Raw genomic sequence first — 12,942 nt, forward strand, 5'->3', positions numbered from 1 at the left:
AGCTCTTCGCCGGGTCCGCGCCGGAATGCCGCGCCGCCCAGCAGCGGGAGCCCTAGGTGTATTGCCCTGTGAGGTTGGGGACGCGGCTGGCGGGTGGTTTGCCTGCGAGGGCGGTGTGTCCGCGGTGGTGATTGTAGGTGTGCAGCCAGCCGGGGAAGGCGTCGCGTCGTTCCTGTTCTGAGCGGTAGGGGCGGGCGTAGGCCCACTCGTCCAGCAGGGTCCGGTTCAGCCGTTCGACCTTGCCGTTCGTCTGGGGCCGGTAGGGCCGGGTTCGCTTGTGTGCGATCCCGGATGCTGCCAGGGCGTCGCGCCAGTCGCGGGAGCGGTAGCAGGCGCCGTTGTCGGTCAGGACACGTTCGACGGTGATCCCGGCGCTGGTGAAGTAGGCATGCGCGCGGTGCCAGAAGGCGGTGGCGGTTTCCTTCTTCTCGTCGGCGTGGATCTCGCTGTAGGCGAGGCGGGAGTGGTCGTCGACGGCGGTGTGGATGTAGCTGTAGCCGGCATTGGCACGGTTCTTGCGGCCGGCCTGGCGGCCGAGGGTCTTGTGGCCGCCGCCGTCGGGGATGTTGCCGAGCTTCTTGATGTCCACGTGCACGAGCTCACCCGGCTTGTCGCGTTCGTAGCGGCGTATGACGCGGCCGGTGGCCCGGTCCAGGTGGCTCAGGCGGGCCAGCCCGAAGCGGGTCAGGACGCGGTGAACTGCCCGCGCCGGACACCGACCCGCACCGAACGCCGCATCATCAAGGTCCGTGCCGGCTGTTCTTCAGCGAGGACGGGGGAGTGGTCTCCTCCTCGACGTCCTACCGCGCCTGGCAGGAAGCCCGAACACTCGCGCTCCCGCCGGCCGCGTTCGCCTCCCCGCTCGCCCCACGACCGTACGACCTGCGGCACTCGGCGCTCTCCACACGGCTCAACGCCGGTGTGGACCCGACCGAGGTCGCCTAGCGGGCAGGTAACAGCGTGGAGGTGCTGCCGCGTTGGTACGCCAAGTGCCTCGATGGCCGTCAGGAAGTGGCGAATCGGCGTATCGAAGACCTGCTCACGAGTACCTGTGAGACCTGTTGAGCGTTACCCTCCACGGCCCCTGGACCTGATCGGAGGCCTTCGCCGTTCTCCGGGACTGCCTGCGTCGATGCCGCAAGATCCTGTCCACGAATAGTCCACGGACTCCGACATACGGCTGCTCCGAGCCGCACACGGCTGCACATACGCCAAGACCCCGTCCTCAGCGAAAGCGCTGGTGGCGGGGTCTTTGGGCACTTCCTGCGAAGTGCCCCCGGCAGGATTCGAACCTGCGCACACGGCTCCGGAGGCCGTTGCTCTATCCCCTGAGCTACGGGGGCGTCCGCCGCTTTCGGCGGCGACGGGTAGAACCCTACCAGCTCCCGCAGGGTGGCCGTGAACAGGTATTTACGCCGGTTCCACGCCGGGCCGGGGGCTCCTCCATTTGTGCCGGTTCCGTGCGACGCGGGCGCTCGTGGACGGTGGGTGTCTGCCTGGCTGGGTTGCTCTGGGAGGGAGGTGCGAGGAGGACCGCTGCGCCACCCCACCCGCCCTTCCCCCACCCCCTCCGCCACCCCCTTCCCCCGCCCGGCCCCTCCCTCGTCCCCCGCACGGGGTGGAAGTGGGGAAAACCCGGACGCAGCCACTTCCCTCGACCTACTCTCGAGGGGTGTCAGGCGCGTCCGGGCGGGTGCTCGTTGTCGATGACAACCGGGTGATCCGGCAGTTGATCAGGGTCAATCTCGAGCTGGAGGGCTTCGAGGTCGTGACCGCGGCCGATGGTGTCGAGTGTCTGGATGTCGTCCATCAGGTACGTCCCGATGTCGTCACGCTCGATGTCGTCATGCCCCGGCTCGACGGGCTCCGTACCGCCGCGCGGCTGCGGGCCGACCCGCGGACCAGGCATGTGCCCCTCGCGATCATCAGTGCCTGTACGCAGTACGAGGTGGAGAGCGGGATCGCCGCCGGTGTCGACGCGTTTCTCGCCAAGCCATTCGAGCCCTCCGAGCTCGTGCGGCTCGTCCGGCAGCTGATGCGCCGGGAAGTGCGCGAGGGTGCTCAGGAGGAAGAGCGCGGAGACGGGCCGGACGCGCCGCCCTCCTTCGAGGGGCGGCACGGTGCCGGGCACGCGGAGCGCGCGCGGGGCTGACCGCATCGCGAAACCGGTTCGCATGGTGACCCCCCTCCTCCCATACGCTTGTCCCGTGACCCCCGCAGATCTCTCCCTCACCGTGCTGCACGCCGTGCGCCGCGCGGTCGACGAGGGTGCGCTGCGGGCCCCGGTGCCCCAGCGGATCGTGGTGGAGCGGCCCCGCCCCGGCGGCAGCGGCGACTACGCGACGAACGCCGCGCTCCGGCTCGCCCGCGAGGCCGGGATGCCGCCGCTCCGGATCGCCGAGGTGCTGTCCGCGAGGATCGCGCGGGAGCCCGGGATCGCAGCCGTGGAGATCACCGGGCCCGGGTTCCTCAACATCACCCTCGACCGGGCCGGTGACGCGGAGCTGGTGCGCCGGGTCCTCGCCGAGGGGCCGGAGTACGGACGCGGCCGGTCCATGGCCGGCCAGGTCCTCCAGTACCACCACCGCCCGGAGGTCAGGGCCGCCGTCACCGCCGACGTCGTGCGCCGGCTTCTTCTCGCGCAGGGCGCTTTCGTACGGACCAGCTGCGACAAGGTCGACCCGCAGTGGGCGCGGCTCGGTGTCACGGTCGGCGCCGAGGGGATCCCGCCCGTGCCGCTCGACGAGGTGCGGGCCGTTCCCGCCGGGGCCGACGCCGCCGAACTGCTGCGGCGCCTCGGGTCCGACGCGACCCGGTGGGCGCTCCTGCGGCCCGCCGCCCACGATCACCCGCGGGTCGGCGACGAGCTGCTCGTGCAGGGCGAGGGCAACCCGCTCTTCCGGGTGCGCTACGCCCACTCCCGCGTCCGTGCCCTGTTGCGCAACGCCACCCAGCTGGGCATCCCCAGCGTCTACGAGGAGAGCGTCGACGCGCCCGCGCTCCTCACCGCCGTCGGCGACCACCCCGCCGTACTGGAAACCGCCGCCCGCCTGCGCGCCCCCGACCGGGTCGCACGGCATCTCGAAGCCACCGCCGACGCCCTGCTCGGCTTCCAGCACCGCGTGCTGCCGCTCGGTGACGAGAAACCCTCGGCCGCCCACCGCTCCCGCCTCGCGCTCGCCGAAGCCGCCGGGACGGTGCTCGCCGGCGGCCTGTCCCTGCTCGGCATCAGCGCCCCTGACTACTTGTGAGAGAAACATGAGCCGTTCCGCCCACCCCGCAGGGCCCCGCCACGCCGACGTCCTTCCCGAGGGCCACTACTCGGCGCCGCCCGCCGACCTCAACTCCCTCGACCCGAAGGTCTGGTCACACACCGTCAGCCGGAACGACGACGGTGTCCTGACCGTCGGCGGCATTGCGGCCACCCGGCTCGCCGAGGAGTTCGGGACCCCCGCGTACTTCCTCGACGAGACGGACTTCCGGGCCCGCTGCCGTGCCTGGGCCGACGCCTTCGGGCCGGACGCCGACGTCTTCTACGCCGGCAAGGCCTTCCTCTCCCGGGCCGTCGTCCGCTGGCTGAAGGAGGAGGGGCTCAACCTCGACGTGTGCTCCGGCGGCGAGCTCACCACCGCCCTCGACGCCGGGATGCCCGCCGAGCGCATCGCCTTCCACGGCAACAACAAGAGCGAGCAGGAGATCCACCGCGCGGTCGAGGCCGGCGTCGGGCGGATCGTCCTCGACTCCTTCCAGGAGATCGTCCGCGTCGCGCACATCGCCCAGTCTCTGGGCAGGCGACAGCGGGTCCAGATCCGGGTGACCGTCGGCGTCGAGGCGCACACGCACGAGTTCATCGCCACCGCGCACGAGGACCAGAAGTTCGGGCTGGCGCTCGCCGGCGGACAGGCCGCCGAGGCCGTCCGGCGGGCCCTCAAGCTGGATGGTCTCGAGCTCATCGGGATCCACTCGCACATCGGGTCGCAGATCTTCGACACGTCCGGGTTCGAGGTCGCCGCGCACCGGGTGATCGGTCTGCTGAAGCAGATCCGCGACGAGCACGGCGTCGAGCTGCCCGAGATCGACCTCGGTGGCGGTCTCGGCATCGCGTACACCTCCGACGACGACCCGCGCGAGCCGCACGAGATCGCCAAGGCGCTCAGCGACATCGTCACCAGGGAGTGCGAGGCCGCCGGTCTCGCCACCCCCAGGATCTCCGTCGAGCCCGGGCGCGCCATCGTCGGCCCGACCGCCTTCACGCTCTACGAGGTCGGCACGGTCAAGGCCCTGGAGGGCCTGCGGACGTACGTCAGCGTCGACGGCGGCATGTCGGACAACATCCGCACCGCGCTGTACGACGCCGAGTACAGCGTCGCCCTCGTCTCGCGGACCTCCACCGCCGAGCCGATGCTCAGCCGTGTGGTCGGCAAGCACTGTGAGAGCGGCGACATCGTCGTACGCGATGCCTTCCTGCCGTCCGATCTGGCCCCCGGTGACCTGATCGCCGTGCCGGCCACCGGCGCCTACTGCCGCTCCATGGCCAGCAACTACAACCACGCACTGCGCCCGCCCGTCGTCGCCGTCCGGGACGGCTTGGCGCGCGTGATCGTCCGACGTGAGACAGAGGAAGATCTCCTGCGTCTCGATGTCGGCTGATGAAATAGATGTCTCAGGATCCGGACGGGGGATAGAAACCTCCGTCCGGTGAGTGAGACTGGTCCATACCGTAGAAGTACGAGAAGTGAGGTCGGATGATGCGTACGCGTCCGCTGAAGGTGGCGCTGCTGGGCTGTGGAGTGGTCGGCTCAGAGGTGGCGCGCATCATGACGACGCACGCCGACGACCTCACGGCGCGCATCGGCGCTCCGGTGGAGCTCGCCGGTGTCGCCGTCCGCCGCCCCTCGAAGGTGCGCGAGGGCATCGACCCCGCGCTGGTCACCAGCGACGCGACCGCCCTGGTCAAACGGGGCGACATCGACGTCGTCGTCGAGGTCATCGGCGGCATCGAGCCCGCCCGCACCCTCATCACCACCGCCTTCGAGCACGGCGCCTCCGTCGTCTCGGCCAACAAGGCGCTGCTCGCCGAGGACGGCGCGACGCTGTACGCCGCCGCCGAGGAGCACGGCCGGGACCTCTACTTCGAGGCGGCCGTCGCCGGTGCGATCCCGCTGATCAGGCCGCTGCGCGAGTCGCTCGCCGGCGACAAGATCAACCGCGTGATGGGCATCGTCAACGGCACGACGAACTTCATCCTCGACAAGATGGACACCTCCGGCGCCGGGTACTCGGAGGCGCTCGACGAGGCCACCGCCCTCGGATACGCCGAGGCCGACCCGACCGCGGACGTCGAGGGCTTCGACGCCGCCGCCAAGGCCGCCATCCTCGCCGGGATCGCGTTCCACACCCGCGTGCGTCTCGACGACGTCTACCGCGAGGGCATGACCGAGGTCACCGCCGCCGACTTCGCCTCGGCCCGTCGCATGGGCTGCACCATCAAACTGCTCGCGATCTGCGAGCGCGCCGCCGACGGCGGGTCCGTCACCGCGCGCGTGCACCCCGCGATGATCCCGCTCAGCCACCCGCTCGCCTCCGTCCGCGAGGCGTACAACGCGGTCTTCGTCGAAGCCGAGGCCGCCGGGCAGCTGATGTTCTACGGCCCCGGCGCCGGCGGTTCGCCGACCGCGTCGGCCGTACTCGGCGACCTGGTCGCCGTGTGCCGCAACAAGCTCAACGAGGCCACCGGCCCCGGCGAGTCCGCGTACACCCAGCTGCCCGTGAGCCCCATGGGCGACGTGGTGACGCGGTACCACATCAGCCTCGACGTGGCCGACAAGCCGGGCGTTCTCGCCCAGGTGGCGACGGTCTTCGCCGAGCACGGGGTGTCGATCGACACCGTCCGCCAGCAGGGAAAGGACGGCGAGGCATCGCTCGTCGTCGTCACCCACCGCGCGCCCGACGCCGCCCTTTCCGGGACCGTCGAGGCGCTGCGCAAGCTCGACACCGTGCGCGGTGTCGCCAGCATCATGCGTGTTGAAGGGGAGTAAAGGACCCATGACCAGCAAGGGCACCCATCAGTGGCGCGGCATCATCGAGGAGTACCGGGACCGTCTTCCGGTCACGGACACGACGCCGGTCGTCACCCTTCGTGAGGGTGGTACGCCGCTCGTCCCCGCTCAGGTCCTCTCCGAGCGCACGGGCTGCGAGGTGCACCTCAAGGTCGAGGGCGCCAACCCCACCGGTTCCTTCAAGGACCGCGGCATGACCATGGCCATCACCAGGGCCAAGGAGGAGGGCGCGCAGGCCGTCATCTGCGCGTCGACCGGCAACACCTCGGCGTCGGCGGCCGCCTACGCCGTACGCGCCGGGATGGTCTCCGCCGTACTCGTCCCACAGGGCAAGATCGCGCTCGGCAAGATGGGCCAGGCGCTCGTCCACGGCGCGAAGATCCTCCAGGTCGACGGCAACTTCGACGACTGCCTGACGCTGGCCCGCGCGCTCTCCGAGAACTACCCGGTGGCGCTGGTCAATTCGGTCAACCCGGTCCGTATCGAGGGCCAGAAGACCGCCGCGTTCGAGATCGTCGACGCGCTCGGCGACGCTCCCGACATCCATGTGCTGCCCGTCGGCAACGCCGGCAACATCACGGCGTACTGGAAGGGCTACAAGGAGTACGCGGCGGACGCCATGTCCACGCACACCCCGCGCATGTGGGGCTTCCAGGCCTCCGGCTCGGCGCCGCTGGTCCGTGGTGAGGTCGTCAAGGACCCGTCGACCATCGCCACGGCCATCCGGATCGGCAACCCGGCCTCGTGGGACTACGCGCTCGCCGCGCGTGACGAGTCGGGCGGTTTCATCGACGAGGTGACGGACCGCCAGATCCTGTCCGCCTACCGGCTGTTGGCCGCCCAGGAAGGCGTCTTCGTGGAGCCGGCCTCGGCCGCTTCGGTGGCAGGCCTGCTGAAGGCCGCCGAGGAGGGCAAGGTCGACCCCGGTCAGCGGATCGTCTGCACGGTCACCGGCAACGGCCTCAAGGACCCGGACTGGGCGGTCGCCGGAGCGCCCCAGCCGGTCACCGTCCCGGTCGACGCGGCCACGGCCGCCGAGCGCCTCGGCCTCGCGTAAGAGCGGGACGGAAGCCGGGACCGGCGGCGGGGATCGGAAGCCCGATCCGTGTTTTCAAAGCCCGGAACCGGAATCATCGGGAACCGGAACCGCCCGGAACCGGAATCACCGAAACCCGAACAGGATCGTACATAGGCGCACAGGACGGCTCGCGACACGCATCGTGCGCCTCCTGTGCGCCCTATGTCGCCACAGAACCTTCCTTCGATAGGCTGTACTGAACCCGCCCCGACGCATATGCGCGGTGTCGTTGCCGTTGTCGCCACGTAGGGACGACAGTGCCCCCGGGTCTTCGTACCTCCTCAACAAACCCCGTAGTCAGAGCCAAGGAGAGTCATCGAGCGATGGCCGGTCCAGCGTTCCGCGCCGCCGCCGTACGGGTGCGCGTTCCCGCCACCAGCGCCAATCTCGGCCCGGGCTTCGACGCCCTGGGCCTGTCGCTGGGGCTGTACGACGACGTCGTCGTCCGGGTCGCCGACTCCGGGCTGCACATCGACATCGCCGGTGAGGGAGCCGAGACGCTCCCTCGCGACGAGAGCCACCTGCTCGTACGCTCCCTGCGCACGGCCTTCGACCTGCTCGGCGGGCAACCGCGCGGCCTCGAGGTCGTCTGCGCCAACCGCATCCCGCACGGGCGCGGTCTCGGCTCCTCCTCCGCCGCCATCTGCGCCGGTATCGTCGCCGCCCGCGCCGTGACCATAGGCGGCGACGCCAAGCTCGACGACGCGGCGCTCCTGGAGCTCGCGACCGAGATCGAGGGTCACCCCGACAATGTCGCCGCCTGTCTGCTCGGCGGCTTCACCCTCGCCTGGACCGAGTCCGGCGCCGCCCGGGCGATCAGGATGGACCCCGCGGATTCCATCGTTCCGGTGGTTTTCGTCCCCGGGAATCCGGTGCTCACCGAGACCGCGCGCGGCCTGCTGCCGCGCACCGTCCCGCACGTCGACGCCGCCGTCAACGCCGGCCGCGCGGCCCTGCTCGTGGAGGCGCTGACCAGGCGCCCCGAGCTGCTGCTGGCCGCCACCGAGGACCGTCTCCACCAGGAATACCGGGCCCCCGCGATGCCGCAGAGCATCGCGCTCGTGAACCGGCTGCGCGCGGACGGCGTCCCCGCGGTCATCTCCGGGGCGGGCCCGACGGTGCTCGCACTGGTCGAGGGCGGCGCGGCCGACAAGGTCGCGCGACTGGCGGGCGAGGGCTGGGCGGCCAACCGGCTGGCTCTCGACGGCTCGGGCGCGAGTGTTCTGCCGCTGGCCCCGTAGCTGGGCATGACACGAGATTGCCGGTGAGTGAGAGGGGGAATGTTTGATGGAGCCGGTAGTGTTAACCTCAAGTCTGCACTCGACGTCGTTGTGGCGCGGTGCTGAGTGTCCCTATCAGGGACCGCCATTCTTCCGGGAGCCTCCCCAACTGCCTGAGCAGCCTGCCTGAGCAGTTTCGAGCACGCTCCGGAACCGGCACGACACCCCTCGCTTTTCCCAGGAGCGGGCCGAGCGCAGGGGACCTCGGGCCGGACCCACAGCACACCTTTCTCTTCCGCCGTACCCGGCGGGACCACCGCCCCGACCTCGATTCATGATCAAGATCACGGATCGCGGTCGGACAGCACAACCGGTCGCCGAGCCAGATGGCCGACGTCCGCTCCAGGGAAGGACCCTTCGTGAGCGACACCACCGATCTGATGGGCGTGACTGCCGACAACAACGTCGACACCGCCGCGCCCGCCGCAGGTGCTGCCACTGGCACCACCTCACGGCGCCGCCGCTCCGGCACCGGCCTCGAGGGCATGGTCCTGGCCGAGCTGCAGCAGGTCGCGTCCGGCCTCGGCATCAGGGGCACCGCGCGGATGCGCAAGAGCCAGCTGATCGAGGTCATCAAGGAGGCGCAGGCCGGGGGAGGCGCCGCCGCTCCCGCCAAGTCCGCCGACACGGCCGAGACCAAGCCGAAGCGCCGCGCCACCTCCAAGGCCCGTACGGCCGACGACAGCGCCGCGGCCCCGGTCGAGAAGACCGACAAGGCCGAGAAGGCCGTCGCCCAGCAGCAGATCGACATCCCGGGCCAGCCCGCGAGCGACGACCAGCCGGTGGGCGAGCGCCGCCGCCGCAGGGCGACCGCTCCGGCCGGCAGCCCCGACGGCGACGTCAAGGTCGAGGCCAAGACGGAGGCGAAGACCGAGGTCCGGACCGACGGGCAGGCCGAGGCCGCCGTGGACGGCGCCGAGGGCCGTGGCCGTCGTGACCGCGGCGAGCGCGGTGACCGCGGTGGCGAGCGCGGCGGTGACCGCCGTGAGCGCCAGCGCGACCGTCGCGACCGCGGCAAGGGCGACGAGCAGCAGGGCGGTGGCCAGGGCGGCCAGCGCCAGCAGCGTCAGGGCGGCCAGCAGGCCCCGCAGGGCGGCCCGCAGGACGACTTCGACGACGAGGGCGGCCGTCGTGGCCGTCGTGGCCGCTACCGCGACCGCCGCGGCCGTCGTGGCCGTGACGACTTCGGTACCGAGGTCCAGGTCAACGAGGACGACGTCCTGATCCCCGTCGCGGGCATCCTCGACATCCTCGACAACTACGCGTTCATCCGGACCTCCGGCTACCTGCCCGGCCCGAACGACGTGTACGTCTCGCTCGCCCAGGTCCGCAAGAACGGCCTGCGCAAGGGTGACCACGTCACCGGCGCCGTGCGTCAGCCGAAGGAGGGCGAGCGCCGCGAGAAGTTCAACGCGCTGGTCCGCCTCGACTCGGCGAACGGCATGGCGGCCGAATCCGGCCGCGGGCGCCCGGAGTTCAACAAGCTCACCCCGCTCTACCCGCAGGACCGGCTCCGTCTGGAGACCGACCCGGGCGTGCTGACCACCCGCATCATCGACCTCGTGTCGCCGATCGGCAAGGGCCAGCGAGGCCTGATCGTGGCCCCGCCGAAGACCGGCAAGACCATGATCATGCAGGCGGTCGCCAACGCGATCACCCACAACAACCCCGAGTGCCACCTGATGGTCGTCCTGGTCGACGAGCGTCCGGAAGAGGTCACCGACATGCAGCGGTCGGTCAAGGGCGAGGTCATCTCCTCGACCTTCGACCGCCCGGCCGAGGACCACACCACGGTCGCCGAGCTGGCCATCGAGCGCGCCAAGCGTCTCGTCGAGCTGGGTCACGACGTGGTCGTCCTGCTGGACTCGATCACCCGCCTGGGCCGCGCGTACAACCTCGCGGCGCCGGCCTCCGGCCGCATCCTGTCCGGTGGTGTCGACTCGACCGCGCTCTACCCGCCGAAGCGCTTCTTCGGTGCGGCGCGCAACATCGAGGACGGCGGCTCGCTGACCATCCTGGCCACCGCGCTGGTCGACACCGGCTCGCGCATGGACGAGGTGATCTTCGAGGAGTTCAAGGGCACCGGCAACATGGAGCTCAAGCTCGACCGGAAGCTCGCCGACAAGCGCATCTTCCCGGCCGTCGACGTCGACCCGTCGGGCACGCGCAAGGAGGAGATCCTCCTCAACGCGGAGGAGCTCAGCATCGTGTGGAAGCTGCGCCGGGTGCTGCACGCGCTCGACTCGCAGCAGGCGATCGAGCTGCTTCTCGACAAGATGAAGCAGACGAAGTCGAACGCCGAGTTCCTGATGCAGATCGCGAAGACGACGCCGTCGGGCAACAACGACTGACGTCATTTCAGAAATAACCAGGGCCGCCCCGTTACGCGAGTGACGCGGGCGGCCTTTGGTTTGTACGATCAGCGTGCCAAGGTGGGGGGGAACACGCGTCCAGCGTGCCCGCTGTGCATGTGCGGGGCCTTCGGGCTGCCGTCGTACAGCGGTTGTCTCTCTCCTGCGGGCACATCGACAGGAGATCTGAGTGACCGTTGGACAGTGGAGGACGCGTACCGGCCTCCCTGCGGCGATGGCCGCGATCCTGGTGGGAGGCGCGGTTCTGGCCGCGGCGCCCGCTCAGGCAGCGGAAGGGCCCACCCTTCCGGAGGCGAAGAGCGTGGAGCGCAACTCCGCCTCGGACGCCGAACTCCTCGCCCGGGTCGAGAAGTCGATCCAGGCCATGGGGAAGCAGGACCAGGGGACGGCCGGTTCGGCCACGCCCCAGCCGTCGGGCACGGCCGACTCGAAGATCATCGGCGGTACCGCCGCCACCATCACCGAGGCGCCGTGGATGGTGCAGCTGCACTACCGGGGTTCCGCCACGGAGGAGCCCTTCTTCTGCGGCGGCACGCTCGTCAGCCCCAGCAAGGTCGTCACCGCCGCGCACTGCGTGGCCGGGGCGAACTGGAAGGACAACGGCGTCGTGGTCGCCGGATCGGCGCAGCTGCCGACCGCGGACCCGAACGGCGGAGAGCCGGATCTGCACGGTGGCAAGGCCGTCGGGGTCTGGCGCCAGTGGAAGAGCCCCACCTACACCGGTGCGGTCACCTCCAAGGGCGACATCGCGGTGCTCACGCTCGCCGAGCCGCTGCCGTACAAGACGCTGCAGCTGACCTCGTCGACCGACACCGCCTCGTACCAGCCCGGTACGGCGCGCGGCGCGATCTACGGCTGGGGCCGCACCAGCGGCGAGCCCGGCTCCCCGATCTCGCCGACGCTGCAGAAGGCCACCGTGCCGGTCGCCTCCGACGCCGCCTGCACCAGCAACTTCGGGTCGGGCTACGCCGCCGGCCACATGGTGTGCGTCGGTGACGCGGCCACCGGCCAGGACGCGGGTACGGTCACCGCGTGCAACGGCGACTCGGGCGGTCCGCTCGTGGTCAACGGCCGGATAGCGGGTGTCGTCTCCTACGGCGTGAGCGACTGCATCGAGGAGGGCGCGCACAGCGTCTTCACCAGGTCCAGCGCGTACGTCGGTCAGGTCAACCCGCGCGTGGACGACGCCAACCTCAACGCCGACGACCGGGCCGACCTGGTCGCCCGGGCGTCGACGAACGCGGTGTTCCAGTACTACTCCACCGGTTCCTCGCTGGGCGGTGGCCGCGACCAGATCTCCAGCGACTGGAGCGGTCTCAACCTGATCCGCCAGGCCGACCTGAACGGGGACGACTACCAGGACTACGTCCTGCGGACGCTCTCCGGTGAGTTGTGGTGGACGCACTTCGACACCACGGCCGGCACCTGGGCCGACACCAAGATCGGTACGGGCTGGGGCAGTTACCGCAACATCACCATCACCGGTGACGTGACGGGCGACGGCTTCGCCGACGTGACCGGGAACGACTCCAGCGGCACCCTGTGGATGTGGTCGGGCCGTGGCAACGGCACCGTCAACGCCAAGGTGAAGATCGGCGTCGGCTGGGCCACCTACGCCGTGTACGGCAAGGGCGACTACAGCGGCGACGGCAAGCCGGACCTGCTGGCCCGGGACGCGCAGGCCCGCCTGTGGGTCTACAAGGGCACCGGCAACCGGATCTCGCCGTTCTCGAGCCGTGTCCAGGTGGGTTCCGGCTGGAACTTCACCGCGTACGCGACGACGGGTGACTTCACCGGTGACGGCCGCGCCGACTTCATGGTCCGTGACTCGTCCGGCTACATGTGGGCGTACAAGGGAACGGGCTCGGCGACGACCCCGTTCATCACCTCGCAGCGGATCAAGGTCGGTACCGGCTGGAAGTCCTACAACCTCTTCGGCTAGGCCTGCCCCGGCCGGGAGAGCTTCGCCACACGGCGGACGGGCGTCCCCAGGGCCGTCACCCGCGTGTGACCTGCGCAAAGCAACAGTGCCCACCGTGCCTCGCACGGTGGGCACCGTGCTTTTCCACCGGTTGCGCACCGAAACCTCACATGCGGCCATGCAACCCTTTTGGGCGCTTCTCCGTCACACATGGTGAACCGCTGACCCGAGG

Annotated in this window: 8 protein-coding genes, 1 tRNA gene and 2 pseudogenes; 9 read left to right on the forward strand and 2 right to left on the reverse strand. The window is 70.4% G+C overall.

The genetic code is table 11. The annotated features are described in order from the left end of the window. Positions 1 to 52: 52 nt before the first annotated feature. A pseudogene (locus ACZ5VC_RS08245) lies at positions 53 to 712 on the reverse strand (IS481 family transposase); the annotation flags it as partial. Between the two features lie 41 nt (positions 713 to 753). On the opposite strand from ACZ5VC_RS08245, the pseudogene ACZ5VC_RS08250 reads away from it, so the two are divergent. Beyond that, positions 754 to 1,065: pseudogene (locus tag ACZ5VC_RS08250) on the forward strand (tyrosine-type recombinase/integrase); the annotation flags it as partial. Positions 1,066 to 1,271: 206 nt separating this feature from the next. Here the strand turns inward: ACZ5VC_RS08250 and ACZ5VC_RS08255 are convergent. Next, a tRNA-Arg gene (locus ACZ5VC_RS08255) sits at positions 1,272 to 1,343 on the reverse strand. 275 nt (positions 1,344 to 1,618) lie between these two features. Here ACZ5VC_RS08255 and ACZ5VC_RS08260 point away from each other — a divergent pair. From ACZ5VC_RS08260 to ACZ5VC_RS08295, 8 genes are all read left to right on the forward strand, one after another. Then, the gene (locus tag ACZ5VC_RS08260; RefSeq protein ID WP_469119292.1) at positions 1,619 to 2,152 is read left to right on the forward strand and encodes a response regulator; all 534 of its coding nucleotides are present in this window, start codon (positions 1,619 to 1,621) and stop codon (positions 2,150 to 2,152) included. Between the two features lie 55 nt (positions 2,153 to 2,207). Continuing rightward, positions 2,208 to 3,251, forward strand: a complete 1,044-nt coding sequence (nrtL, locus tag ACZ5VC_RS08265; RefSeq protein WP_469119293.1) for an ArgS-related anticodon-binding protein NrtL — start codon at positions 2,208 to 2,210, stop codon at positions 3,249 to 3,251. Positions 3,252 to 3,258: 7 nt separating this feature from the next. Continuing rightward, on the forward strand, positions 3,259 to 4,650 hold the full coding sequence (gene lysA / locus ACZ5VC_RS08270; protein ID WP_469119294.1) for a diaminopimelate decarboxylase: 1,392 nt from the start codon (positions 3,259 to 3,261) through the stop codon (positions 4,648 to 4,650). 95 nt (positions 4,651 to 4,745) lie between these two features. Then, positions 4,746 to 6,038: a homoserine dehydrogenase gene (locus tag ACZ5VC_RS08275; protein ID WP_469119295.1), complete on the forward strand. Its 1,293-nt coding sequence runs from the start codon at positions 4,746 to 4,748 to the stop codon at positions 6,036 to 6,038. Positions 6,039 to 6,045: 7 nt separating this feature from the next. Then, positions 6,046 to 7,116, forward strand: coding sequence for a threonine synthase (gene thrC, locus ACZ5VC_RS08280; protein ID WP_468707036.1), 1,071 nt, complete (start codon positions 6,046 to 6,048; stop codon positions 7,114 to 7,116). Between the two features lie 344 nt (positions 7,117 to 7,460). After that, positions 7,461 to 8,378 (forward strand): homoserine kinase, encoded by a 918-nt coding sequence (gene thrB, locus ACZ5VC_RS08285; RefSeq protein ID WP_468707033.1) that lies wholly within the window; start codon positions 7,461 to 7,463, stop codon positions 8,376 to 8,378. 398 nt (positions 8,379 to 8,776) lie between these two features. Further along, entirely contained in the window at positions 8,777 to 10,768 is a 1,992-nt protein-coding gene (rho, locus tag ACZ5VC_RS08290) for a transcription termination factor Rho (RefSeq protein ID WP_469119296.1), read from the forward strand. A gap of 190 nt (positions 10,769 to 10,958) precedes the next feature. Further along, on the forward strand, positions 10,959 to 12,731 hold the full coding sequence (locus tag ACZ5VC_RS08295; RefSeq protein WP_469119297.1) for a trypsin-like serine protease: 1,773 nt from the start codon (positions 10,959 to 10,961) through the stop codon (positions 12,729 to 12,731). The last annotated feature ends 211 nt before the right edge of the window (positions 12,732 to 12,942 follow it).

It is taken from the genome of Streptomyces sp. NPDC033174, from assembly GCF_055577795.1.

Bases quoted from the DNA above. Each gene is read 5' to 3' on its own strand.
- thrC (WP_468707036.1), top strand. From the start codon at position 6,046: ATGACCAGCAAGGGCACCCATCAGTGGCGCGGCATCATCGAGGAGTAC.
- thrB (WP_468707033.1), top strand. From the start codon at position 7,461: ATGGCCGGTCCAGCGTTCCGCGCCGCCGCCGTACGGGTGCGCGTTCCC.
- lysA (WP_469119294.1), top strand. From the start codon at position 3,259: ATGAGCCGTTCCGCCCACCCCGCAGGGCCCCGCCACGCCGACGTCCTT.
- ACZ5VC_RS08275 (WP_469119295.1), top strand. From the start codon at position 4,746: ATGATGCGTACGCGTCCGCTGAAGGTGGCGCTGCTGGGCTGTGGAGTG.